The sequence below is a fragment of the Paenibacillus sp. FSL R10-2796 genome (assembly GCF_037965315.1).
Taxonomy (GTDB): Bacteria; Bacillota; Bacilli; order Paenibacillales; family Paenibacillaceae; genus Paenibacillus_AQ; species Paenibacillus_AQ odorifer.
Map to the genome: position 1 here is coordinate 405,816 of NZ_CP150178.1, position 24,574 is coordinate 430,389.

General features: G+C 46.9%; 20 protein-coding genes. 13 read left to right on the forward strand and 7 right to left on the reverse strand.

Annotated elements, in window-relative coordinates; all coding sequences use genetic code 11:
* Positions 1-13: 13 nt before the first annotated feature.
* The 3 genes from NST58_RS02000 to NST58_RS02010 are packed head-to-tail and all read right to left on the reverse strand — an operon-like array spanning position 14 to position 3,373.
* Complete coding sequence (locus NST58_RS02000; protein ID WP_076127047.1) at positions 14-1,093, reverse strand: mannose-1-phosphate guanylyltransferase; 1,080 nt, start codon at positions 1,091-1,093, stop codon at positions 14-16.
* On the reverse strand, positions 1,086-2,192 hold the full coding sequence (locus tag NST58_RS02005; RefSeq protein WP_339245966.1) for a glycosyltransferase: 1,107 nt from the start codon (positions 2,190-2,192) through the stop codon (positions 1,086-1,088). The genes NST58_RS02000 and NST58_RS02005 overlap by 8 nt, the downstream gene beginning before the upstream one ends.
* Positions 2,192-3,373 (reverse strand): glycosyltransferase family 4 protein, encoded by a 1,182-nt coding sequence (locus NST58_RS02010; RefSeq protein ID WP_076275948.1) that lies wholly within the window; start codon positions 3,371-3,373, stop codon positions 2,192-2,194. Before NST58_RS02010 ends, NST58_RS02005 begins: the two co-directional genes overlap by 1 nt.
* Positions 3,374-3,589: 216 nt before the next feature.
* On the opposite strand from NST58_RS02010, the gene NST58_RS02015 reads away from it, so the two are divergent.
* The 3 genes from NST58_RS02015 to NST58_RS02025 all read left to right on the forward strand — a co-directional run bounded on the left by NST58_RS02015 (position 3,590) and on the right by NST58_RS02025 (position 5,468).
* Positions 3,590-3,886, forward strand: coding sequence for a helix-turn-helix transcriptional regulator (locus NST58_RS02015; RefSeq protein ID WP_076127054.1), 297 nt, complete (start codon positions 3,590-3,592; stop codon positions 3,884-3,886).
* A complete protein-coding gene (locus NST58_RS02020) occupies positions 3,849-4,796 on the forward strand; it encodes a DUF1861 family protein (protein ID WP_139330081.1) in 948 nt (315 codons plus the stop codon). The genes NST58_RS02015 and NST58_RS02020 overlap by 38 nt, the downstream gene beginning before the upstream one ends.
* Before the next feature lie 87 nt (positions 4,797-4,883).
* Positions 4,884-5,468 (forward strand): 50S ribosomal protein L25, encoded by a 585-nt coding sequence (locus tag NST58_RS02025; RefSeq protein WP_339245968.1) that lies wholly within the window; start codon positions 4,884-4,886, stop codon positions 5,466-5,468.
* Between the two features lie 65 nt (positions 5,469-5,533).
* On the opposite strand, the gene NST58_RS02030 is transcribed toward NST58_RS02025, so the two are convergent.
* Positions 5,534-7,831 (reverse strand): UvrD-helicase domain-containing protein, encoded by a 2,298-nt coding sequence (locus NST58_RS02030; protein ID WP_339245969.1) that lies wholly within the window; start codon positions 7,829-7,831, stop codon positions 5,534-5,536.
* A 175-nt stretch (positions 7,832-8,006) separates the two neighbouring features.
* On the opposite strand from NST58_RS02030, the gene NST58_RS02035 reads away from it, so the two are divergent.
* From NST58_RS02035 to NST58_RS02050, 4 genes are all read left to right on the forward strand, one after another.
* Complete coding sequence (locus NST58_RS02035; protein ID WP_339245971.1) at positions 8,007-8,429, forward strand: hypothetical protein; 423 nt, start codon at positions 8,007-8,009, stop codon at positions 8,427-8,429.
* A gap of 42 nt (positions 8,430-8,471) precedes the next feature.
* Positions 8,472-8,699, forward strand: coding sequence for a hypothetical protein (locus NST58_RS02040; protein WP_339245974.1), 228 nt, complete (start codon positions 8,472-8,474; stop codon positions 8,697-8,699).
* Between the two features lie 131 nt (positions 8,700-8,830).
* Positions 8,831-9,667 (forward strand): DUF6492 family protein, encoded by an 837-nt coding sequence (locus NST58_RS02045; RefSeq protein ID WP_076124729.1) that lies wholly within the window; start codon positions 8,831-8,833, stop codon positions 9,665-9,667.
* Between the two features lie 2 nt (positions 9,668-9,669).
* Positions 9,670-11,049 carry a sugar phosphate nucleotidyltransferase gene (locus NST58_RS02050; RefSeq protein ID WP_339189193.1) on the forward strand — a complete coding sequence of 460 codons (1,380 nt, stop codon included), beginning with the start codon at positions 9,670-9,672 and terminating at the stop codon, positions 11,047-11,049.
* A gap of 468 nt (positions 11,050-11,517) precedes the next feature.
* Here NST58_RS02050 and NST58_RS02055 read toward each other — a convergent pair whose 3' ends face one another.
* Positions 11,518-12,390 (reverse strand): Cof-type HAD-IIB family hydrolase, encoded by an 873-nt coding sequence (locus tag NST58_RS02055; RefSeq protein WP_339245978.1) that lies wholly within the window; start codon positions 12,388-12,390, stop codon positions 11,518-11,520.
* A gap of 305 nt (positions 12,391-12,695) precedes the next feature.
* Here NST58_RS02055 and NST58_RS02060 point away from each other — a divergent pair, with 305 nt between their 5' ends.
* On the forward strand, positions 12,696-13,937 hold the full coding sequence (locus NST58_RS02060; RefSeq protein ID WP_076304753.1) for a DUF445 domain-containing protein: 1,242 nt from the start codon (positions 12,696-12,698) through the stop codon (positions 13,935-13,937).
* Positions 13,938-14,376: 439 nt separating this feature from the next.
* Here the strand turns inward: NST58_RS02060 and NST58_RS02065 are convergent, their stop codons facing one another.
* Positions 14,377-15,516 carry a glycosyltransferase family 4 protein gene (locus NST58_RS02065; RefSeq protein WP_076275954.1) on the reverse strand — a complete coding sequence of 380 codons (1,140 nt, stop codon included), beginning with the start codon at positions 15,514-15,516 and terminating at the stop codon, positions 14,377-14,379.
* Between the two features lie 181 nt (positions 15,517-15,697).
* On the opposite strand from NST58_RS02065, the gene NST58_RS02070 reads away from it, so the two are divergent.
* A complete protein-coding gene (locus tag NST58_RS02070; protein ID WP_232061115.1) occupies positions 15,698-16,474 on the forward strand; it encodes a YheC/YheD family protein in 777 nt (258 codons plus the stop codon).
* On the opposite strand, the gene NST58_RS02075 is transcribed toward NST58_RS02070, so the two are convergent.
* Entirely contained in the window at positions 16,467-17,282 is an 816-nt protein-coding gene (locus NST58_RS02075; RefSeq protein WP_076220534.1) for a hypothetical protein, read from the reverse strand. The two genes, NST58_RS02070 and NST58_RS02075, sit on opposite strands and share 8 nt — an antisense overlap.
* A 280-nt stretch (positions 17,283-17,562) precedes the next feature.
* Here NST58_RS02075 and NST58_RS02080 point away from each other — a divergent pair, with 280 nt between their 5' ends.
* From NST58_RS02080 to NST58_RS02095, 4 genes are all read left to right on the forward strand, one after another.
* Positions 17,563-20,067: a PAS domain-containing hybrid sensor histidine kinase/response regulator gene (locus NST58_RS02080; RefSeq protein ID WP_076185572.1), complete on the forward strand. Its 2,505-nt coding sequence runs from the start codon at positions 17,563-17,565 to the stop codon at positions 20,065-20,067.
* Positions 20,064-20,687 carry a C39 family peptidase gene (locus tag NST58_RS02085; protein WP_076185575.1) on the forward strand — a complete coding sequence of 208 codons (624 nt, stop codon included), beginning with the start codon at positions 20,064-20,066 and terminating at the stop codon, positions 20,685-20,687. Before NST58_RS02080 ends, NST58_RS02085 begins: the two co-directional genes overlap by 4 nt.
* A gap of 107 nt (positions 20,688-20,794) precedes the next feature.
* Entirely contained in the window at positions 20,795-22,750 is a 1,956-nt protein-coding gene (pulA, locus tag NST58_RS02090; protein ID WP_339245984.1) for a type I pullulanase, read from the forward strand.
* A gap of 251 nt (positions 22,751-23,001) precedes the next feature.
* Positions 23,002-24,486, forward strand: a complete 1,485-nt coding sequence (locus NST58_RS02095; RefSeq protein ID WP_076185581.1) for a glutamate synthase subunit beta — start codon at positions 23,002-23,004, stop codon at positions 24,484-24,486.
* The last annotated feature ends 88 nt before the right edge of the window (positions 24,487-24,574 follow it).

Consider the following 24,574-nt stretch of genomic DNA (forward strand, 5'->3'; position numbering starts at 1 on the left):
GCATTCTTTTTAGTTAGATATATTCTGTCATTCCCTGTTCCTTTAGAAGCTCCACGATATCTTTGACTGACTGCGCTTTATCCTTGGGACAGATTAATAGTGCATCCCCAGTATCCGCAATGATGAACCCGTCTACACCAATGGTCGTGATCAGTCTGCCATTTCCATAGATGATTGAATTATGGGTATCTATCCCCACATGATTTGCTTTTATAATGTTGCCTGCATCATCCGGAGGGAAGATTGAACCCAGTGCATCCCAGCTGCCGATATCATTCCAGCCAAATTGCCCGGAAAGCACGACAACTTCATCAGAGCGCTCTAAAATGCCGTAATCAATCGAAATATTCTGAAGCGTTGGATAGATGGCATTAATAACTTCCTCTTCCTGATCTGTACCCAAATAATCACTGATGGGCAGCATGGTTTTGTAGAGTCGAGGTAGATAACGTTTGAAATTATCAATAATGACAGAGGTCTGCCAAATAAAAATCCCACTATTCCATAGATAATTACCGGATGCCAGATAACTCTGTGCATTCTGAAAGTTTGGTTTCTCTACAAATTCATCTACATCATATACAGCCACTGGGCTTGTCGCAATCGGCGTCTTATCAAAGGCAATATAGCCGTAGCCAGTAGATGGGAAAGTAGGCTTGATTCCGATGGTTACTATTTTGTCTGACTCCATGGCAACAGTACAGGCTTCGTCTAGTGTAAGACGGAATTGTTCCTCATCCGTTATATAGTGATCGGAAGGCAGGACGACCATTAAGGAATTGCCATGAGATTTCTCTATAGATAATGCTGCAAAAAGAATGCTAGCGGCTGTATTTCGCGCCACAGGTTCAATTAGAATATTAGCTTTGAGAACGCTGCTGTGCATAATACTCTCCAACAATACTGCTTGGGTACGATTAGTAACGATAACTGTATTCTCCTGAGGAATAATCCCTTTGAAGCGTTCAATCGTATCGTTTAGCATAATGTCGTTGCCACTAATATTCAGCAGCTGCTTTGGGATTTCTTGTCTGGACAGGGGCCAAAACCGTGTTCCGCCCCCGCCGGCTAGGATCGTAGCATATTTATTCATGATGCATCACCAACCGGGCAATTGTGAAGGATATAATGCTCTCCGAGCCTTGGTTCAGGTTGAGCCCCGCGGCATGGATGCCGTCATAACAAGCACCAGTCTGCGGATCGATCAGAGGGATTCCCAAGGAATTATGCCCTAGATACCAGTTGTAGCATAATTCTGCTTGCGTAAGATAGGCGGGGTCCTCAAGAACAACAGCTGCTTCCCGGCAGGCCAGCAGCATCTCGCAGGCTTCAATGGGCTGTTCATCATAGGGTGCAGCCAGCCCATCACGCAGCAGCCAGCCATGGCTGCCGATCGGTTTATAGTAACCTTTGCTGGAGAAGGTGGTGGAAGCTAGGAAATCCAGGCTTTCCTTGGCGGTCTCCCGCAGGTCTTTATTCCCGGAGATCAGGAAGGCCCGAAGCAGAGCCCAGGGCAGCATGGAATTGCCATAAGTGATGCTGTCCTCGAACCAATTCCAGCCGTACCCCTTATAGCGGGTATATTGATTATGCAGCCGAACCGCAATATTTTCGATCAGACTCTCAATGGTTGCCCTTGGCAGAAAGGCGGCTTCTTCGGTCGTGTTTTCAGTATGCGGGTATGGAAAAGCATAACCTAATGAGCCCGGTGCTTCGGTAAGATAACTTAGGCCGATGATGGCATAGGCTCCAGCCCGAGGTGAGCCCAAGGCTTCCAGATGCGGCAGTGCCTGATTGATCAAATACCGGCAGGTATTCATCAGGTTATCGGGCAGGGAAGCAGCATGCGATAGGGCGAACCCGAGTGCCCACAAGGTACGTCCCTGGCAATCTTCAGAACCTTTATCCTCTATAAAGGAGCGGTTATAATCCATGAAATTGCGAAAATTGCCGTCCGCTGTCTGGGAATGATAGATAAAAGAGATATACGTATGAATGAGATCGAGTGCCACGGCATCCCGGGAATTCTCGTACATTAAGACCGCAGCAATCAGGGCGCGGGCGTTATCATCGGTAGTGTAGCCCTTGGAACGGTCCGGAACCCCAAACTTGGTATGCTGAAAGATTCCTGTATCGTCCGTGATTCTGCGCAGATAGCCTGGTTTAGCCTGTACTGTGGTGGAGGTTTCCATTAAATCACGCTCCGATCAGCTGACGCCGAGCTCTGGATATGGCTGTGGAACAAGGCGGCATAGATTTTGGCGATTTCGTTCCAGCGCATAGTGAGCCCGAGCTTCAACGTACGGTCTTCCATCGTTTGCACCAGGGCGGGGCTATTCAGCAAGCGCAAAATGCAGGCTTCCAAGGAAGCAGAATCATGAAAATCAGCCAGTAGACCGCGGCCTTCTGCCAACATTTCCTGGGCGTAGCGGTAAGGGGTCGACACGATGACCCGGCCATAACCGACTCCGTAGGCCAGGGTGCCGCTGACGGCCTGATCCTTACCCAGATAAGGAGTCACATAAATATCTGACATGACCAAGGACTCTATTACTTCTTCTTGGGTCAGCAACTTATCGACGAATTGGACATTGTCCTGCAGGTCAAACATTTCTACGAGGTCCGTCAGTTTCTGGCGGTAAACTTCGCCGGATTCCAGCTTGACGACCGGATGGGTCTTGCCCCAGACAATGTAAAGTGCTTCGGGATGTCGCTTGACCACGCCGCGCATAGCTTCGATGCTGTATTCAATCCCTTTGCCGGGACTGAGGAAGCCGAAGGTGGAGAGGATTTTGCGGTCTGGATAACCGTATTGTGCTTTGAGGCTGGAGCGTGAAGCTGTGCTCACTTGAGGGACACCGTGATGGATGAATGTGATTTTGGAAACTGGGATCTCATAAATAGTAGATAAATCAGTAAGGGTTGATTCCGCCATCGTCACGACCTGCACGCTACGCTCGGCCAGACATCGGATGATCTGATGCTGCTTAGGGGAGGGCTTGGTCAACACTGTGTGAAAAACAACAACATACGGAATGTTCAAACGTTCGACAAAGGGCAGCAGGTATTCACCGCTTTCTCCGCCGTAGATGCCAAATTCATGTTGGATGACCAACAAATCGGTATCAGAATTGTTGAGGAAATCGGCCGTATCTATATAATCTGCGTAATTATGCTGGTCGATCTGCCGTATTACCTGCTGATCGTAAGCGTAGGTTTCATTGTTGTTTATGGCAATAATCCGGGGCGGGTTGAAGCCGGGAAGGTGGATAAGTTCATCTAGCAGATCCTGTGTGAACGTGGCGATACCGCACTCTCGCGGCAGACTGGTTCCCAGGAACACGATGTTGTGATTACGGACTGTATTTTTCATTCAAAGAGCCTCCCTAATGGTCTTGCGATTGGTCTGGATACAAAAAAAGAAAATAAAGAAGACTTTATTTTCTGAATAGGGAAAGGTATTTGTTTTTTCTGAAATTAGAAATGTTGCAAATTATTTCCTAATCCCACTGTAACATGACCATTTAATCTTGTCAATTTAATTGACTCCTTGGGTGAGTGCGGATATATTATGGGAGGAGGTGGATGAATGCCAGTCATACGCAGTAAACTGAGCGAGGTCATGCTGAGGCATGATCCGAAATTATCGATCCGTAAGCTTGCCAAAGAGATCAATTACCACTTTGATTCAGTACGCCGAATGTACAAGAATGAGATGGTGCAGTATCCAAGGGATCTGCTGCTAAAATTATGTGTATACTTTAATGTCCAGCCCGGCGAGCTGATCGCCATGGATGCGGAAGACAACGATTGGGTAATCGATCGTTCAAATGATTATGAGGAGGACGATGATGACAAGGAACCCGGCACGGACAGCCACCTGTAAGCAGCTTCTGGATACATATCATGCCGGACGCGGTACAACCATAGTAAACAAACTGACGTTCACCGGTGTCGGGCACCGGGATGTCTATAATATAACCGCCCCGTTTATGTATAACGGGGAGGAAGTACTAATGGGAAGAGTTGAGGAACGGGACAGTGAGTTCTCTCAAGTCTTCTTTTTTACATGCCATGATGGAGTCTGGAGGCCTCGTGCGCATACGCATACGTACAATTTACAGGACCCGTGCTGGACCCGGATCAGGGGGGAACTTATTGTGGGCGGGGTGGAAGTGATTACGGCAGCGGATGATCCGCACCGGATTACCTCCTGGGTGACCCAATTCTACAGGGGGTATCACATCGATTCTTTAACCCACTTTTCTTCAGGTCCCGGCACGATGAAGGATATCCGGCTTATCGAGCTTGATAATGGCAGTGTAGGCGTATTTACCCGGCCACAGGGCGAACGGGGTGGGCGAGGACAGATTGGGTTCACAGTGATTCCTTCGCTGGACGAACTGAATGAGCAGACCTTTATTGATGCCGAGGTGCTTCAGGATCAATTCGTGCCCGAAGAGTGGGGGGGAGCCAATGAAGCTCATCTGCTGCGGGGTGGAATGGTGGGCGTATTGGGCCACATTGCCTGCTTCGATAGTGCCGGAAACAAACACTATTATGCCATGGCTTTTTCGCTGAATCCTGAGACTTATAAAGCAACTCCGGTCAAAATAATTGCAGTCCGCAGTGATTTTCCGGCGGGCCCGGGCAAGCGCAAAGAACTGGAGGATGTCATCTTTAGCGGTGGCTTGAAACGTCTTGGAGGAGGCCGGGCGGTATTATCTGTAGGGGTGAGTGATGCTGAAGCATATGAGATTGAGATCGCGGACCCTTTTGACGAATACGAATCCTAGCATTCTTCCAGTTGGTTTGACTAGATTATATGGTCATGTTACACTTAGTGTGACAAGAATTTATGGTCAAAGAGAGCGGGAAACCCAATGAATAAGTTTATTCAATTCAACACACGTAAGACTGACACCAAGTCCAACATCAATCAGGCGCGTAAGCAAGGACGTATTCCGGCTGTATTATATGGTATTGGTAAAGAGACTCTGACGTTGGAAGTGAATGAAAAAGAACTTCTGGACATTCTCAAAAAGAATCCGCGCGCAATTCTGCAAGGTAAGGTATCGGAAGAGCTGGAGGTTCCGGTCGTGGTTCAGAACATTCAGAAGGATACCCTGTCCGGCAAAATTCTGCATATTGATTTCCAACATGTAAATATGAAAAAGAGCATGGACAGCAAGGTGACTATTCATTTTGCAGGTGAAGCCGTAGGGATTAAAGCAGGCGGTACGCTTCAGGTTGAAATTTATGAAGTGGAAGTTCGCTGTATGCCTGAAGATCTTCCTACCTCCATGGAAGTGGATATCAGCGGACTGAATATTGGCGACCAGTTGCTCGTCTCTGATCTGATCTTCAAGGACGGTATTGAAGTGTTGACCGAACCGTCAACCGTAATGATCCAGATCAAGACTGTGCATGAAGAAGAGGAAGAAGAAGCGGTAGTAACTCCAGCTTAAACCTATATTTTTATAAAAAAGGCAAGTTTCCAGGGAAGAGGAAACTTGCTTTTTTTTGCGTTGAATCATACAGGAACTTCTCGTTGGTCCTTTGCCATAGGGGAACTACATAACGGGCAGGGCTTTGAGGTTAAATGATCCTCAGCTCCGCCCGCTTTCATGCGCGTCCAGCCAGGACAGGTATTGCTGGTACAATTCCATACTGGAACGACATGGGTTCTTGTCGCAGTTGTCCGGCTGGTAGGTAAGGATCTTGTTGTCACTGTTCTGCTCACCGTAGTCGTTGCTGTGGAAGAAACGGCAGAGCGGAAGGCTGATAACATGAAGCGGGAGACCTCTGCTTTTTTGCCCCGATGCCTCGCAGGTGAACTGATAAATAGCTCTTCCCGGGCTCTAGTAACAGCTACGTAAGCCAGTCTTCGCTCCTCTTCCAGGGCAGCCAAGCTTGAACTTCCACTATTTGCAGCGGCCAGCTTGCGGTCCTTGAGCCGGTCGCCCTCCAGGGCGGAGCTATGCGGGAGAATTCCTTCAGAGGCTCCAATCAAAAAGACCACAGGAAACTCTAATCCCTTGGATTTGTGAATGGTCATAAGCGCGATCCGATTCCCTTGTTCTTTGGTGCCCGGCTGACGATTATGTTCATTACGTTCCGTAACATTATCTATGAAATCCAAAAAGGCAGGAATACTATCAAATCGCTCTGCAGACGATTCTAGTTCATCTAGCATTTCTTTTAACGTTTCGCGATGCAAGGTTGCTTGATGCCGCTCATTCGCTTCGATGAAATAATCATAGAATTGCGTGCGGACCTGGCGAATCGCTTGGACTGGGGTTAACTCGCGCATATTGCGAATTAGATCCAGCCGCTCTCTAAGCTTAGTGCCCTTGAAATCCTCCATGCCGGGCATGGACAACAGATGGATTAGTGGGCCTTGCTTTGGTTGTCTAGCTTCCATCTGCCGGATGTGATTCATACCTTTTTCACGGTTCATATAAAGAGTAGGCAGGATGTTCTCCATAGCCGCAAAATTCCGCCGATTCACGGAGAGACGCATATGATCCACGACCGGGGAAATTAGCCAGTGTTCGTACAGTAATTGCCCTTCTCCATAATCAATATAGGGAATATCGCGTAAAAGAAGTAATTCCAGAACGGCCCGGTTGCTGCTGGACGCTCTATATAACATGGCGAAGTCGCTATATTCTCTTTTGCCGCTCGAAACCTCGTTTAAAATATGCTCAACCATCTGCTCGGCTTCCTCGTCTGCTGTCTGGGGACGCATATACCGGGGCTGACTCCCGCTGCCTTTGGCAGCTTGCAGGGTTTTGGAACGCCGGCGCGTATTGTGCCGGATAATACCGTTGCCGAGTCCGACTATAGCTGGACCAGAACGGTAATTAATATCAAGTGTAATAACCCTTGCTCCCGGGTACAGCTTCTCGAATTCCAGAATGAATTCACTGCGTGCCCCGTTGAAGGAATAAATCGTCTGGTCATCGTCGCCAACCACCATCAGATTATGCTGTGGGTGAGCAATCATTTTGACTAATTCGTATTGCAGGGCATTGGTATCCTGAAACTCATCCACCATCACGTATAGATATCTCATCTGCAATTCCTGTAAAAGCGTATGACGCTCCTTTAGCATCCGATAGGCGATTAAGAGGACATCGTCGAAGTCGATTTTGAAATTGTCTAGTTTCCATTGTTCGTAGATTTCCAGAATGGATTTCATTTCTTTTTCAGCGGTGGTTCCTTCAGGCAAGCCTTCTACGGTACCCATGTTCATCTTGCAGGAAGAGAGCAGGGAGAGTAGCGTTTCCGGTGGATAGGCATCTTTAGGTAGCCCTAGCTCACGCATGATTTGTTTCAACAGGATGTGCTGGCGCCGCGTCTCACTGAAAATCTCTTGCTGCAATCCTTGTCTGCGCAAGAAAAATAAGAAAAAGGAATGAAACGTGCGGGCCTGCAGCCGCGCGACATCCGCTGGGCCTACTCCCGGTAATAGCGCGATCCGTTCGCGCATTTCCGCCGCAGCTTTACTCGAAAAAGTCAGCAATAGCAGCTGACTTGGCGAGACACCGCGCACGGACAACAAATAACCGGTTCGGCAGATCAGAACCGAGGTTTTGCCGGAGCCTGCGCCGGCCAGTGTTAGAAGCGGCCCTTTATGATGCCGTACCGCGGAAATCTGCGGACGGTTGAGCAGGATGCCGCCTTCTTCCAGCCTGCGAAAAAAAGCGGAGTCCTCATCCTCCCGCTTCACCAGCTCTTGGCTTGTCTGCGCTGAGGCCACTGCCGCTTGCGGGATCCGCTCACCAGTAGCTCCCAGTGGGATATTATGAAATAAAAGCTTATTCAATAGATTCACCTTCATTATTTCTGTATAGAGTGGTCTCAACAAATCTAGTTCTATGATGTTTGAGTTCATCTTAAAATGTGCCGAAAATTTAGCCAATCTACAATATACCATCCCAGGCTTTTTACTGCACAGGAAAAGTGTTGGATATTGAGCCAGTAAAAATATGGGGATTGGTGTGGGAGTGGGACATAACGGTGGTATAAATCCCGTAGATAGGATGGAATGTGGCTGCGTGGGCGGAATGTACGGTATAAATCCCGTAGATAGGCTGGAATGTGACTGCGTGGGCGGAATGTACGGTATAAATCCCGTAGATTGGGTGGAATGTGGCTGCGTGGGCGGAATGTACGGTATAAATCCCGTAGATTGGATGGAAAGTGGCTACGTGGACGGAATGTACGGTATAAATCCCGTAGATTGGGTGGATTGTGGCTGCGTGGGCGGAATGTACGGTATAAATCCCGTAGATTGGATGGAAAGTGGCTGCGTGGAGGGAATGTACGGTATAAATCCCGTAGATTGGATGGAAAGTGGCTGCGTGGGCGGAATGTACGGTATAAATCCCGTAGATTGGATGGAAAGTGGCTGCGTGGACTGAATGTACGGTATAAATCCCGTAGATTGGGTGGAATGTGGCTGCGTGGGCGGAATGAGAGGCAAAAATGCCCTAAATAAGGGCAAATCCACCCCCATAAGCGAAAAGAGAAGCATATATGCCCTAGAAATGAGCAGAAGAGGAGCTGCGACGTGGAAGAGAGGCAAAAATGCCCTAAATAAGGGAAAATCCGCCTCCGTAAGCGAAAAGAGAGGCATATATGCCCCAGTAAAGGGCGCCGGGTGCAGGTCTATTTCTATTTTTATAATATAAAAATTTCTGCCCGCGCATCGCAGGCTTGTCCAGCGCACATTTGCCACTCTCCTGAACAATTCTGTGATGCCCATTCCCTTTTCCTATCATGCTCATATCCTAAAGCAAAAACATGATATGGAGATGACCCTATGCCCTCGCCCAGTAAGGCCCGCATCAGACATGCCGTTACTATAGATGTACTGATTCCCGCGATTGAAAAAGATTTACAGACCCTTCCCCATGTGATTGACGCTGTTAGAAAGCAGGTTAAGCATCCCATCGGCCGGATATTAATTGTTGCTCCCAAAAAGAAACGGATGATTGAGTTCTGCCGCACAAAAGGCTGTACCTTTATTGACGAGAATACGGTGCTGCCGATTACGAAAAAAGACATTCATTACCGCTCACGCACCTGGGAACGTTCCGGCTGGCTATTCCAACAGCTGCTGAAGCTGAATGGTGACAAGCTCTGCACAGCGGATTATTTTTTGGTCATTGATGCCGATACCGTTCTGATCACCCCCCACCATTTTCGGGCGAATGGCAAGACACTCTTTTACAGCCGGAACTGGAGCCAACCACAGTATTTTGTAACCTATAAGAAACTCATGGGCCGCAAGGTGACCGCAAAATCATCATTTGTGACCCATTATATGCTGTTTGAACGCAGTCAATTGGCCCAAATGAAAAGAGAGATAGAAGCAAAACACCAAATGCCCTGGTATCGAGCTATTTTACACAGTATGAACCGCTCCAAGCAATTTGCCTTTTCCGAATTCGAAACCTATGCCAATTACCTGTATTCGAAGAATCGCGAGGGAATGAAAATTCAAAAAGCGCGTAATAAAGGTCTCCATATGAATGCAGGACAGCTATCCAAGCAGAAAGTGAATCAGCTGGCTGAGAAGTATAGATCATTGTCTTTTCATAAACGAAAGGGGTATGTGAGAACACCGGGGGCTAAATCCAGCGCAGGGGGGCGATAGGGTTGCAGATCGTACTCCTTTCAGGGGGATCGGGGAAGCGGTTGTGGCCGCTATCAAATGAGATCAGGTCAAAAGCTTTTTTAAGGCTGCTTCCAACAGAAGCTGGCGGTATGGAGTCGATGATCGAGCGGGTATGCAGAGGGCTGGAAGAGGTAGGTTTGTTGGATTCAAGCTGCATAGTGACTCATCGCAGTCAGGTGGAGATTACTCGCAAATCCGTTGGTGCTCAAGTCCCTTTATTAGCGGAGCCGCAGAAACGGGGGACTTTTACTGCAGTAGCTCTGGCGGCAAGTTATCTGCATTCTGTGAAGGGTATGGACTCAAAAGAGATCGTAGTGGTCATTCCGGTGGATTCGTATGTGGAGACTTCTTTTTTTAAACAGCTTCATCAATTTCCAAGTGTGCTTGCCGAATCACAAGCGGACATTGCTTTGATTGGTGTTTTACCTGAATTTCCTTCTACACAGTTCGGTTATATTCTGCCGGGTGAAGGGTCTGGGGTAGGGGGGACGTCTTTTTTAAATGTTAAGCAGTTTGCGGAGAAACCGAACGAATCGACAGCCGCCGAGTTCATTTCTCAGGGAGGACTGTGGAATTGCGGCGTGTTTTCCTGCTCATTAGGGTACTTGCTCTCAAGTATGGTCGAACGGGATCTTCCAGTAGATTACTTGGAGTTTATGGAGCATTATGATCAATTGCCAGAACGAAGCTTTGACTATGAGGTGCTAGAACACACGCGGCGAGCGGTAGTCATCCCCTATATTGGGGTGTGGGCGGATATTGGCAGCTGGGATGCACTTGTTCCCCATTTGCAAGGAAGAGTAATTGGCAGTGGGAGTATTTCTGAGGATTCAAAAGGTACCCATTTGATCAACGAACTCTCTTGTCCTGTGCATATCATCGGCGCTCCTGGTTTAATCGTGGCGTCGGGGCCAGATGGCATTTTGGTTGCTGGGATAGAGCAGGCAAAACGAATTAAGCAGAAGCTGGAGGGCCATGCGGCGAAGCCGATGATTGAAGAAAAACGCTGGGGTACCTCACGCATTTTGGACTTCTCTCGCACGGCGGCAGGTATTGAGGTTACGACCTCTAAAATAACCATTTTGGCAGGCGAGCACACCAGCTACCATTTTCATCGGCATACTAAAGAAGTTTGGTCTTTTCTTTCTGGAAATGGAGAATACCGGATGAATGGCCATCTTCATGCGGTTGCCGCCGGGGACACGGTCACGATTCCTGCTGGTACGAAGCATGGACTGCGGGCCATTACAGCGCTCGAATTGATTATTATTGAACTGTTGGAATTTCCTGAGGTGGATGACTACGTACGAGTGTCTGCCGAATGGGAGGGGGAGGACAGCTTCCTTGATGATTTGGGATGAATGGAAAGGTAGTTCGCTTTAACCCGGAGGCAGTTGTAGACATGGGGAGATTGACCGGCTGAAGTGAAATAGATGTATTCAGTGCAACTATTTCGTGGAGTAGCGAATCCCTTGCGATTTAGATGTAGTTTGTACAGTTAAAAATCGCGAATTTTTGCGTTTTGAATAGATTTGCTGAATATAAGTGTACAGAGTGCAATTAAATCCGAATTATCGCCTAAAAGAGGGCATTTAACTGTACGAAGTACAACTAATTCTTGAGAGGGACGGGGGATGCAATAGGCAAGCCACAGTAAGCTACAGGAAAGCGATAAGTAAGCTATAGGTAAGCCACAAGCTAAACCACAAGCTAAATCTAAACCTAAAGTGTGATGGAAGCCCCCTACCTAGCAAAAATAAACCCACAAATAGCACCGTGAGCAGAACTGCCCACGGTGCTATTTGTGCATTCACTGTTTTATACAGAAATTATTCTTTAGAATTTCTATTCAAAAGATGCTCAATTCCTGCCGCGACTCCGTCTTCCTCATTACTGGTGGTGATGAATTCCGCCATTTCCTTAAGAATTGGCGCTGCGTTAGCCATAGCAATCCGGTAGCCGGCCTTCTCGAACATCGGCTGATCGTTATAACTGTCGCCCATGACAGCTACATCCGCTAGCGGGATACCATAATGGTCAGCAAGCATGGTTACACCGGAGCCTTTGTTGGCCTCTTCATGGTTAATCTCGATATTATTTACATGAGAGGCGGTAATAATTAAGCCCGGAATAGCTGCGAAGCGGGTGGAAGCTTCCTTGAGCAGCTCTCGGTTTAGAGAAAAAGCCAATGTTTTATAAATAACATTTTCCTCCTTGCTCCACACCTCTTCCATACTCTCCACATAGGTAACCGCTGCTTGTTGAAACTGTTGATCGATCATTGCTTTCAGCAGCCAGCTGACTTCTTCAGGAACTTCTTCATCGCTTAGTGCAGATAATTTCTCTAACCGTACACGTTTGTTCAGCTCTACATAAACGTTATCCTCAGTGTAGACCTCGTAATACAAGTCCGGAATTTCGTTCATCCAGCGCAGAGCGGGAATGATGTCTGCTTTATTCAGCGGCGTGCTTGCCGCGAGGGTGCGATCAGATAATGTGACGACTGCGCCATTTAGACTGACTACAGGACATTCCAGATCCGCTAGCCGAAGCTGACGTTCTGCATCCATAAAAGAGCGGCCTGTGGCAATGATAACAATGTGACCTAGTTTCTGAGCTTTTATAATAGCTTCGCGGTTTTTTGGACTGATGTTTCCTTCTTCGTTCAGTAATGTTCCATCCATATCTAAAGCAATCAGCATATTGTATGAGCTCCTTTTCCAGGTAAAGTGGTACTTTTTAAGGGGGATTGAAACGTTACTTGTATCTTATCATTAATATTCTGAAAACCAAAAACCATTTTCATGCAACTGTACAATAATGAACGTTCAACAAGAGATAAAAGGTTTTTACAGTATATTTTTAGAAAATAGTTCAGTCGTGGTACAATAGTTGTCAAACTAACCGACTAGCCGAATCTATCGTCAGCTTATGTTCGAGGAACGTGACCGACGGTATTTTTCCTGCGTAAGGACATCGGCAGCTGCTTATGTAAAGGGGACTATTTATGAGATCCAAAAACTTAGCCACCATGTCACTCGCCTTTATGGCATGTGGGTTTCTGATTACACTGTTTCTACCTGAAAATCTAGCCGTGATTCTACTGAGAGGTGGTTTCGAGGCCGGTTTGGTGGGGGGGATTGCCGACTGGTTCGCGGTAACGGCGCTGTTCCGCCATCCGATGGGGCTACGTATTCCACACACCTCACTACTGCTCAAGAATCGCGATAAGATCATCCAATCACTAATCACCGCGATGGAGACTGAGCTTCTTAACAAGGAAAGCATTGAGAACAAGCTGCGTAAGTTTGGCTTTATATCAATGGGCTCCAAGCTGCTGACAAAGTTCTTTAGTAAAAAGAAGGCAAGAGTACAAATATTGGAGCAGCTTGGCGAATTCGTGTCTCGTCTTCCGGTAGAGAAGGCAGTACCGTTTCTGCAAAAGGCAGCCTCCGAATATGTTCGTGAAGCTGAGCTTGGCGTTGCGGCTGATAAAATAGTTACTAAGTTAATGAATGACGGTAAAGATGTAGCTGCTCTGGACTATGCGCTGGAAGGGGTGTCTACTTGGAGCGGACGTCCTGAAACGAAGGCTATGCTGGGCAAGATTGCCAGCGAGAAATTGGCTGAAGTGAAGCTTGGCGGACTTAAAGGTATGGCTTTTCAGGCTTTTGTCGGGTTTATGGATGCAGATATGCTTGGTGAAATGCTGCAAGGTATGTTGCAGTCCGGTATCCGCGATTTTCGGGAAGAGGATAGCCCATACCGTGAAGAGATTATCCGCGAGATTCGAGTGGCCCTGTTCCAGATTGTTAATGACGAGGCTAGACTGGCTTCATTAAAAGAATGGGCACTGAATGAGCTTGAAGGCGAAGCAGCAACCGCATTTCTGCATACGCAATTGGAGAACATTCGCAGCAAAGCAATTTCCCTGTTGGAGGAAGATCGGGCGGCTGGCGGACGCAAGCTGTTCACGCTCTATACCCTGCTTGTACGTCGTATTGGCAAGGAACAAGAATGGATCAGCAGCTGGGAAGAGCGGATTCGCGCTTCGCTAATTGCCTTTGTAGAGGCTAACCACTACAGAATAGGTCTTTTGGTAAAAGAGAATCTGGACAGCATGGATGACGCTAGTCTAGTGAATATGCTGGAAGATAAAGTGGGTAAAGATCTGCAATGGATTCGTGTGAACGGAGCTTTATGCGGGTTTGTCGTAGGGCTTGTGCTTACAGTTATTCAATTGATTTGAATGAAACTTACCTATGTAATGTAAATTCACAAAAAAGCAGAGCAGCGATTCTCCCGTGTTGGAGGATCGCTGCTTTTTGTTGTTGCTCATGGCCTGTCTGCATCGTGGAGTAATAATCCTCCTCTGAGGCTTAAGGACCCATATGACGTTATTTGTTAGTTTTTGACCCTTGGAACATGTTTGCGGACTCCACTGGCGTTATTCCTATGGATGACGTTCATATGGGACATTTTTCATGCCAATAGGGGTTATAGGGTTCTTTAGCATTGCAAATGAGGGATAAAGCTGCGTTTGGGGTCAGCTGTGTCCGATAGCTACCTTGTATGCGCATATGTTACCTAATTCATTCGGAGATTGGTGCTTAGCTCAAGCAAGCTCCAAAAAGAAAGGGACCCAGCAGCCAGTTGATGGCTTGTGGAGACCCCTACTTTTGGTGAGTCTACAATTGCATTCCATCTGCAAGAGTTCTGTACCCTTGCTGTGGTGTTGCAGAAGCTTGATACAGCTGTTCTAAATGGTTTGCGGTTCGCTGCCAATTGAAGGCTTCAAGCGCATCTGCTCTCCCTTGTGATCCGATGGTAACTGCCAATTGTGGATGGCGGGCTATCCGCAGCAAATGCCGGGCAAAGGGTAAAGCCTCGCGATATCGTTCTACCAGATAACCGTTATGGCCAGAGGCGACAATCTCTCGGATGCCCCCATTATTAGAAGCGATAACAGGTAGACCGGAGGCCATAGCTTCTACATTAACAAGGCCGAAGGATTCATGATTCTGGGAAGGGCATACAAAGCAGTCTGCCGCCTGATAAAGGGTGTGTATATTCTCATGAGCCACATTTCCTAGAAAAGTAACAGACACTCTCAGCCGCCGTGCAAGGAGCTTCAACTGCCGTATGTACGACGGTTTGCCTTTGCCGGCGATGACCAGATGAGCGGGGAGGTGTTTGTTTAAATGCGACATAGCACGTATTAATATAGGCACCCCTTTGCGGGGGATAACCCGACCCACGAACAAAACTGTGAAGGTCTGTGGGAGTTTGTAGAAACTACGAAGCTGTTGTTTTTCAGATATCTGCACAGGCGTAAACCGGTCAAGATCAGCTCCCAATAAGACAATATGAATCCCTGTGGTCAGTTGCGGGAAGCGGCGATCCAATCTTCGCTGTAAGGAGTGGCTGTTGGCAATGATCAGATCTGCTTTTGCTAAGGCATTGGCCACTTTATCTGTACCCGGTGTGAAGGTAAGCGAGTGCAGGAACAGAAATACCGGGATATGAGGAAGCTGCTTCTTTACAGCAGACATAAGATGGGGGCGATTATCAACCTGAATGATGTCAAAGGATTCTTTCTGAATGTATTCTAATACCGAAGTAAGATAATGGGCTGGGGTGCTTGCAGGCAATCGGATAATTCTGACCTGCTCCAATATAATGGCAGCAGGTAGTCCAGGTACCTTCCGACTAACAATGGTTACCTTATGTCTCTCCGCCAGTCTTCTGGCAATGGCCCAAATGCAGATTTCTACAGAACCGTCTCCCGGAACTGGGAACTGCTCCGGTGCAATGATACAAATGTGCATGGTTCACGCCTCCTTTTATCCGCTAATGGATATCCTCTTCCACCATATGCAACACAGTAAACAGTAGATACATCCGAAAGCGGAGAGGGCGTTTCACTCATGCCATTTGTACAGTTGCAGCATAAAATACTAAGGCTTACTAAGGCCGTGATTATTTTTTGAGGGACAGGGGAGAGGACAGTTGGGAAAGAAGTTAAAGTCTGCATTGACCAGCAAATGGATTAAAACCAAGGTGCTCATGCGAAGCGCTGAAATTTCACCGTTGATTCCCGAAACGATAAAATTCAGTAAAGTCAATCTGAAAGCTATGCTGCTGAAATATGGAATGGTTTATGTTAAACCGGAATACGGTACCTATGGCAATGGTGTGATGAAGGTTGAGCAGAGTAGAGAGGCTCATGGAACAGAATATAAGTACCAAAGTGGAACAAGACTCAAAACCTTTAGAACCTTCGACGCCTTCCATTTATCTTTAAAGAAAGCAACGCGTGGACGTAGTTACCTGATCCAGAGAGGAATAGTTTTGCTAAAGCACGGGAAACACCGCTTTGATATCCGTGTGATGGTCCAGCTCAGCCCGCAGGGCAAATGGGAAACTACCGGTCTGATCGGTCGGGTAGCTGAGAAAGGTAAGATTGTTACCAACTATCATAGCGGCGGCAAACTAACTGCTATGGAAAAGCTGCTGTCTCCTTATCTGAACGAAGCTCAGCAAGCGCAAATGCTTAAGATCCTGAGAAAGCTAGGAGAAGATACCGGACGTTTCTACCATAAGAAATATCCTGGGTTTAGACAGATTGGTGTCGATGTAGGATTGGATAGATCCATGACGCCTTGGATTATTGAAGTGAATACTAGTCCGGACCCGTATATTTTTAAACATCTTTCTGATAAAAGCATGTACCGCAAAGTAATGGCTTACCGCAGAGCGAATGAGAAGAAAAAGTCCGTTAAATGATCTGTTTCCTCGTATTTGCAATGACAGCAGAAATCTTTTGTTCTAATTCTATGATTTTTTGCTTGTGTGTTGCGATTTGGCGGTAACCGGAGACGAGTGAGGACAGAGACTGAGTGGTTAATGTAAGGTTTTGCTTGCGAATCGCTGCTTTGAAGTCACTCCAATCTGCGGAAATCCGTTTATTCAATGAGGTGACTACGCTTTTGTTTGATTTAATTGAGACCTGTGGACTATCAATGCCAGACAAGGTTTTGCGGGCATAGGTTATCTTTCGGGTACGTGTCTGTTTCGCTGCATTCAACTGATTCTGTCTGTCGCTAATTTCTTTGCGTGCCAACTGAACCAGGATCTTCATAGCATCACCTTGGGCTTGTAATACGGTATTCAACGTCTTGTTTTTAAGACCCTTGGCGATCTTGATACGCTTATTAAGCGCATTGTACTGGTCGAATAAGGGCTGATAGTGCTGTTTGCAGCTCTTAACGGTAGCCTCCAGTTGAGCTACGGTTTCTAAATCAATCTCTTTAATTTGCTTACGTACTGCAATCAGTGTTTGCTCATTATTATAGTGAAGGGTTCGGATCTGCTCCTCACGATTATTGTATTGCATCTTTAAAGTAGATAAATCATTGTACAGATTAGTCATCTTTATCCTTGTAGGACCGTCGGCAGTCGCAGCTGTTAGATCAAAAGCCGCTTGAATAGAGGGTGTTAATTCAGTCGTTGCTGCAGCAAAAGCTTCCGTTGATGTGCTTAACGATAGCAGGATCACCAGTAGTAGTAAGGGGAATGACTTTAGTGCGTTCATTAATTCGCTCCTCCTTTTGTCCGTATCCCTGAAGACAACAAAAAAGCACCCGTAGCAAAGGCAAAAGCCTTTATTACGGGTGCTTCCATCGTAATAGGTCACGAACGATATATTTATTCTTAAATATAAGTTGTTTATTTGCTAGCGTCAATAATTTAAATTTAAATATTTCCAATTTAAAATAATGCGCTAGACATTTCTTTCCCCAGTTCTCTTATCGTATACTGACATAAGAAGGTATGGGAGCTTTAGCACTAGCAACAAAGGAGGTCTGGCTTAAATGGGCAGCTCGGTAGAATTTAACGCAATTCTGGATCATGCATTTATGAGGTCTCCAGAAGGAATGGCCGTACTGTTTTCAAATAACGGCGATTTCAACTGGATAAAAGTCAATCCGGCTTTTTGCAATCTACTTGGCTTTACGGAGGCCGAGTTTCTTGCCGGGGCTCTTTTTACAGAATCGGAAAATAGAGAGGCACATTCAAAAGAGCTCTCCTATAGATTAGTAATGGACGAGCTTCAGAAATCGCCAGCGGGCAGCTGGAAGAAGGAACATTGTTTTTTAAACAAAGAAGGTCAACCCGTGTGCCTGTCTCTCATGTTCTCTGGATTAGGAGCAGAAGAAGGACAAGCCCCTTTGTATATTATAGTATACGCAGAGGATATTACGGAACTAAAGATCGCAGCTCAGGAAACGGTGGATCATCGGGATCAGCAGCAGCAAATGGAAGAACAAATTCGCCAAAGTGAACGCAATTATAGATTGATGTCTGAGAATTCGCTGGATTTAATCTCGCGTCATGCGGTCAAAGACAGTGTTTTCTTATATTGTTCTTCAGCTAGCCGTACCTTGCTTGGTTATGAACCTGAAGAGATGGTTGGGACAAGCGCCTATAATTATCTTCACCCCGATGATCTAGTTATGATGCAAGGTTTAATGGAGCAGAGCCGCAGCTCTGGCGTTATTCCGGCTGTAGCTTACCGCTACCGCCATAAGAATGGCACCTATGTCTGGTTCGAGTCGAGCAGTCGTTATACCTATGATGATGAGGGAAATGTCATGGAGATTATAGCGATTGGGCGGGAAATTACGGAGCGCAAGCAGTTCGAGTTCAAGCTTAAGGAGAGCGAGCAACGGTATAAATCATTGTTTGAATACAATCCATCTGCTGTGTACTCTATGAATTTGCATGGAGACTATTTGACTGCCAATGCGAATTTGGAGAAGTTGACCGGGTATTCGCTGGAGGAACTGATCGGAATGTACTTTGGCCCCATTGTGCATGAGAAGGACATAGAGAAGACGTTGTATCATTTTAACTTAGCCGCCCAGGGTTATCCTCAAAGCTATGATCTAACGCTTATTCATAAAGACGGACACTTTGTAGAAATTAATACTACCAATATTCCGATCATTGTAGATGACCAAGTAGTGGGTGTGTATGGGATTTCCCGTGATATTACAGAGCGCATCCGTTATACAGAACAAATTGAGAAGCTTAGCAATGAGTATACCCTTATTTTAAATGCGGTTTCAGAAGGCATCTTTGGACTCGATATGGAGGAGAAGGTGACGTTCATTAACCCTGCAGGTTTGCAAATGCTGGACTATGAACATGATGAAATTATGGGCCATCCTTATTTGGATCATATTCAGCAAATAGCGCTTGATGGGAGCCATTATCGGCCGCAGGAATCTCCACTGATGAAGGCTATTAAGTCAGGTGTATCTTATCAGAGTAAAGATGCGGTCTTGTGGCGTAAGGACGGTTCTAGCTTTCTTGCGGAATACCAGGTAACCCCTCTGTTTGATAAAGGGGAGCCGAAGGGTGTTGTTGTAGTGTTTCGGGACATCACGGATGAGAAGGAAATCATTCGGGCGAAGGAATCCGCAGAAAAAGCAGACCAGGCTAAGTCTGAGTTCTTAGCTATTATGAGCCATGAAATCCGTACGCCGATGAACGGAATTGTAGGGATGACGGATCTCCTGGCGGAGACGGAGCTTGATGAAGAACAGCTTGGATATACTGACATTATTAAGGAGAGCAGCAGCTCGCTCCTATCTATTTTGAATGAAATACTGGATTACAGCAAAATTGAAGCCGGAAAAATGATGATTGTAAATGAGCCCGTGCAGCTTCAAGCCGTATTGGACAGCGTAATCGATCTATTTACAGCTAAGGCTTTGGAGAAAAATATTCAGTTATCATGCAGCATGGCACCTGGAGTCCCGCCACTGATTATGGGCGATGCCGGGCGGTTGCGTCAGATATTGGTCAATCTGGTCAGCAATGCAATCAAGTTTACAGATCGGGGCAGTATCAGTATTTACGTAGAGCAGAAGCTGTCCGCAGATCAAAAGAAATTAACTTTGAAATTTAATGTTAGGGATACGGGGATCGGCATTCCTCTAGAGAAGCAGCATCGGCTGTTTCAGTCCTTTTATCAGCTGCATTCCTCGTTTAATCGCAAATATGGCGGGACCGGATTGGGGCTGGCAATTTGTAAAAAGCTCGTTGAGCTGATGGGCGGAGCTATCGCTGTAGAGAGCAGTGAAGGAGAGGGCTCTAATTTCTATTTCACGCTGCAGATTAATCCTGATAGTAGTAAATCTGAGATAAATGTGGAAGATACAGTGCAAACAGAAGAACGGGAGACAACAATGGAAGGGGCAGCAGCTGCAGAAGAAGAATTGGATGCCGGTGCAAATGTAATTCTACTTCCGGAGGCAACTCCACATTGTGCTCCTAAGTCTAGCCCTTTAAGAGGGGATCTATCCGAATGAAGCATGGACAGCCTCGGATTAGCAAGAAACTGCCTGCGGAGCCATATACACAGTGGGAGGTTGGGGTCGAATCCCCGTCCTCTGCATGTGGCCCAGCTACGATGGCCGCGTTAGCGGAGTATTGGAACACCCATTTAGGAGCGGACTTTATTCGGGGCAAAGGTCATTTTCCTTCCAAAGCCGCTCATATTAATTACATATACAGCCATCACGGTGGAAGACCTTGGGGGATGAGTGTGCGCCGTTTTACCAAAGGACTGAAGAACTATATCCATTCAGTGATTTTACCTAAGGATCAGCAAAAGTTACTTATTACTACGTTTAATGATTTTGAAGTATATAAAACAGAAATTGATGCCGGCCGGCCTGTGGCTGTTAAATTTGATAAGTGGTTTCGTCTGCGGTGGAGAGGTGAGTTTACTTACGACTACCATTGGGTACTAGGTATAGGATATGAGGGATTTGAGGACGGAGAGCGTGCTAACCTGATTGTTCACGATAATGGTGTGCGGTACAAGGACGGTAGAGTCACTCTAGGGAAAGAACGGCGTATTCCGTATTTTGCGAATAAAGACATTATTACGATGGTTGGGCTAGATATTGACGATGCATCGAGGTAGAGGGATTGTCCTGACAAAATAGCTTGAAAAATTTGAGTCCAAACGTTTGCACTACTTAGACGATCATACTATAATCCAGTTAATAACTGGAAAAGGGGATAGGTGCTTTGTCCGTACAAAGGGAAATGAAGGAACCCATTTATTATGGGGATCCTGCGGCTACTAGAGGGATTTCCGTGTTTGCTCAGGAGTTTGATCAGTTATTCAGCTATGATGGGGACGATCTTGGCCTAACGTACTCACCGGGGAGTTCAGCTTTTTGTTTATGGGCGCCCACCGCTCAAGAAGCGGAGCTGGTACTCTATAATTCATGGCAGGGAGCAGCAGAGTGTAAGTATTCTATGATCCGTGATGTCCGGGGAACGTGGAGAATTACAGTTGACGGTGATTTAGATGGCAAGTTCTATACCTACCGAGTACGTCTTGGAGAACAGTGGAATGAGGCGGTTGATCCTTATGCACGTGCTGTAGGAGTGAACGGTGATAGGGGAGCTATTTTAGATTTACGTAAAACAGATCCGGAACGGTGGACGGAAGATAAGCCACCCTTGGATGATCCTGTGGATGCCATCATTTATGAGCTTCATTTGCGAGACTTATCCATTCATCCAGCAAGCGGTATGACCCATAAAGGACAATATCTTGCTTTGGCGGAAGAAGGAACCCGCGGACCGGAGGGTATTCTCACTGGACTCGATCATATCGCGAACCTCGGTGTAACCCATGTGCAGCTATTGCCTGTCTATGATTATTCTACAGAGAGTGTAGATGAGACGAGGCTGGATGAACCGCATTATAACTGGGGTTATGATCCGAAGAATTATAATGTGCCAGAAGGCTCCTATGCTACAGATCCATATGTGCCTGGACTGCGTATCCGGGAACTAAAAAAAATGATTCAAGCACTTCATGATCGCGGTCTCCGCGTCATTATGGATGTGGTTTACAACCATGTGTACGATGGCTATCGTGTGAATTTCACCAAGCTGGTTCCCGGCTATTATTTGCGTTACAAGCAAGACGGAAGCCTGTCGGATGGCTCTGGCTGCGGGAATGACGTGGCTTCAGAACGCTTGATGATGTCCAGCTTCATCGTGGAATCCGTAGTTTATTGGGCCAAAGAATACCATATCGATGGTTTTCGTTTTGACCTGATGGGCTTGATTGATCTCGACACGATGGAGGAAATCCGGCGTCGTCTGGATGGGATTGACCCGTCCATCATGACGATTGGTGAAGGTTGGATGATGGGGACAGAGTTGCCGATGGAGCGGCTCGCTCATCAGAAGAATGCTGCGCTTCTGCCGGGAATCGGACATTTTAATGATGATTTCCGGGATGCCATTAAAGGGAATATTTTTCTGCATGATCAACCGGGCTTCATCAGCGGAATGATGGGATTGGAGCTTGCGATAAAGGCAGGGGTCGCGGGAGGCATTGCTTATGCCCCAGGCATTGGACAATTTGCCGTGGAGCCTCAGCAAACCGTCAATTATGTGGAATGTCATGATAATCATACGTTATGGGATAAAATATTACTGTCCACACAAGGGCAGACGGACAAACAGCGCCAATCTATGCATAGGTTAGCTTCTGCGATAGTGTTCATGAGTCAGGGAATCCCCTTTGTCCATGCGGGTCAGGAATTTATGCGCACGAAAAACGGGGTAGAGAACAGCTATAAATCCTCGGTGAAGATCAACCAATTGGATTGGGAACTGTGCGCTGCTCATCAAGATGATGTGGTTTATCTGAAGCAGCTAATTGCCTTGCGTAAAGCACATCCGGCTTTCCGTATGCGAACGGCAGATGAGATTCGGAATCATCTAGTATTTGAAAAAGCACCGGTAAGTTCGGTAGCGTATACATTGCGTGGCCATGCTGGAGGCGATGCGGTGAAGCATATCTATGTGCTTTTTAATGCTAATGTAGAACAGACGACTTTGGTTCTGCCACAGCTTGGTGCATGGAAAACAGTTTTTGGAGCCGATCTTGCGCAGAATCTGACGGGTAATAAGCTAACTGTAAGCGGGATTGGAATGGTAGTGCTGACGGTGGACTAGATGTTTTTTTACAGATAATTCTTCAAAAGCATGCGGAGTATTGTGCTCAATGAGTACAGTGCGCTGTGTGCTTTTTTTGCGTGGAACTTTCTTTTGAATGGATGCTCTTATTTTACATAAAAAGGTGACATTACTCATTTTCGTTAAAGATATGGGGTGCTAATATTAAGGCATTTACTTTGGCGCTTTAGAGTGGCATAACAGCAGAAAGTGACAGAGAGTACTTTTCTTTGGTAGAGAGGATGAAAGAGATGGGGAAAGCAACCGGATTTTTAGAGTTTGAACGACAGACACCCTCCGAGTGTGAGGCATTGGAGCGAATTAAGAATTGGAATGAATTCTCGATACCTATGGATGAAGAAAAGCTGCGCGAGCAAGGGGCGCGTTGTATGGATTGCGGTACGCCATTTTGTCATGTAGGACGTCTGTTGTCTGGTATGGCTTCCGGCTGCCCTTTGCACAACTTGATTCCTGAATGGAACGATATGGTCTATCGTGGAAATTGGGAGATAGCGCTGAAACGTCTGCATAAGACTAACAACTTTCCTGAATTTACAGGCCGTGTCTGTCCCGCTCCTTGCGAAGGCTCTTGTACGGTAGGGATGAATGGCAAACCTGTCACCATTAAATCTATTGAGAAGTCGATTGTAGATAGAGGTTTTGCAGAAGGCTGGATTGTGCCTGAGCCGCCACTTCATCGCACGGGTAAAAAGGTAGCTGTAGTGGGTTCAGGTCCGGCGGGGCTTGCCTGCGCTGCACAGCTTAATAAGGCAGGACATACGGTGACTGTGTATGAACGGGCGGACCGGATTGGCGGACTGCTTACCTATGGTATTCCCAACATGAAGCTGGATAAAAAGACTGTACAGCGCCGGGTGGATCTGCTTGCAGCTGAGGGCATTACCTTCGTAACTCGAACAGAGATCGGCCGAGATCTCCCAGCATCACAGCTCAAGGCAGAGCATGACGCTGTAGTACTGTGTGGTGGATCTACTCAGGCACGTGATCTGCCGATAGAAGGACGCGATTTGCGTGGGATTCATCAAGCTATGGAGTTTTTAACGCTGAATACAAAGAGCCTACTGGATTCAGGGCTTGCCGATGGGGAATATTTATCAGCAGCAGGTAAGGATGTAGTTGTAATCGGCGGTGGGGATACTGGAACAGACTGTGTAGCCACTTCGATCCGTCACGGCTGCCGCAGTGTGACTCAGCTTGAGATTATGCCACAGGCGCCGCTGACACGTCAGTCTAACAATCCTTGGCCGGAATGGCCAAAGGTGCTTAAAGTGGACTATGGTCAGCAGGAGGCCGCTTCACTGTATCAAGAAGATCCGCGCCGTTATCTGGTTTCGACGAAACGGTTTGTCGGCGATGAGGGCGGGCAAGTGCAGGAGCTGCGTACAGTGCGCATTGAATGGACTCATAATGAACAGGGACGAATGGTACCGGTCGAAGTGCCGGGCAGTGAGGAGACCCTGCAAGCGCAGCTGGTATTACTGGCTTTGGGATTCACAGGGCCTGAAGAAGCTGTACTGGGCGAGCTTGGGGTGGAACGCGATGAGCGGGGGAACGCCAAAGCAGAGTTCGGAGCACAAGCAACCAATGTAGAAGGTGTGTTCACAGCAGGCGATATGCGGCGCGGGCAAAGCCTTGTAGTCTGGGCTATTGACGAAGGACGTCAGACTGCGCGCGAAGTAGACCGCTTTTTGATGGGATCCTCGAATTTGCCGTGAGTGTTAAGATATAGCGGGCAGGGCGTTCCTTTGGGAACGTCCGCTTTGCGTTGTGGTATGTTCAAGGTTAAGATTATTGTCTAAGCGC

Bases quoted from the DNA above. Each gene is read 5' to 3' on its own strand.
- NST58_RS02060 (WP_076304753.1), top strand. From the start codon at position 12,696: ATGAGATCCAAAAACTTAGCCACCATGTCACTCGCCTTTATGGCATGT.
- NST58_RS02075 (WP_076220534.1), bottom strand. From the start codon at position 17,282: ATGAACGCACTAAAGTCATTCCCCTTACTACTACTGGTGATCCTGCTA.
- NST58_RS02055 (WP_339245978.1), bottom strand. From the start codon at position 12,390: ATGCTGATTGCTTTAGATATGGATGGAACATTACTGAACGAAGAAGGA.
- NST58_RS02025 (WP_339245968.1), top strand. From the start codon at position 4,884: ATGAATAAGTTTATTCAATTCAACACACGTAAGACTGACACCAAGTCC.
- NST58_RS02015 (WP_076127054.1), top strand. From the start codon at position 3,590: ATGCCAGTCATACGCAGTAAACTGAGCGAGGTCATGCTGAGGCATGAT.
- NST58_RS02010 (WP_076275948.1), bottom strand. From the start codon at position 3,373: ATGAAAAATACAGTCCGTAATCACAACATCGTGTTCCTGGGAACCAGT.
- NST58_RS02080 (WP_076185572.1), top strand. From the start codon at position 17,563: ATGGGCAGCTCGGTAGAATTTAACGCAATTCTGGATCATGCATTTATG.
- NST58_RS02020 (WP_139330081.1), top strand. From the start codon at position 3,849: ATGATGACAAGGAACCCGGCACGGACAGCCACCTGTAAGCAGCTTCTG.
- NST58_RS02005 (WP_339245966.1), bottom strand. From the start codon at position 2,192: ATGGAAACCTCCACCACAGTACAGGCTAAACCAGGCTATCTGCGCAGA.
- NST58_RS02065 (WP_076275954.1), bottom strand. From the start codon at position 15,516: ATGCACATTTGTATCATTGCACCGGAGCAGTTCCCAGTTCCGGGAGAC.
- NST58_RS02085 (WP_076185575.1), top strand. From the start codon at position 20,064: ATGAAGCATGGACAGCCTCGGATTAGCAAGAAACTGCCTGCGGAGCCA.
- NST58_RS02045 (WP_076124729.1), top strand. From the start codon at position 8,831: ATGCCCTCGCCCAGTAAGGCCCGCATCAGACATGCCGTTACTATAGAT.
- NST58_RS02000 (WP_076127047.1), bottom strand. From the start codon at position 1,093: ATGAATAAATATGCTACGATCCTAGCCGGCGGGGGCGGAACACGGTTT.
- NST58_RS02095 (WP_076185581.1), top strand. From the start codon at position 23,002: ATGGGGAAAGCAACCGGATTTTTAGAGTTTGAACGACAGACACCCTCC.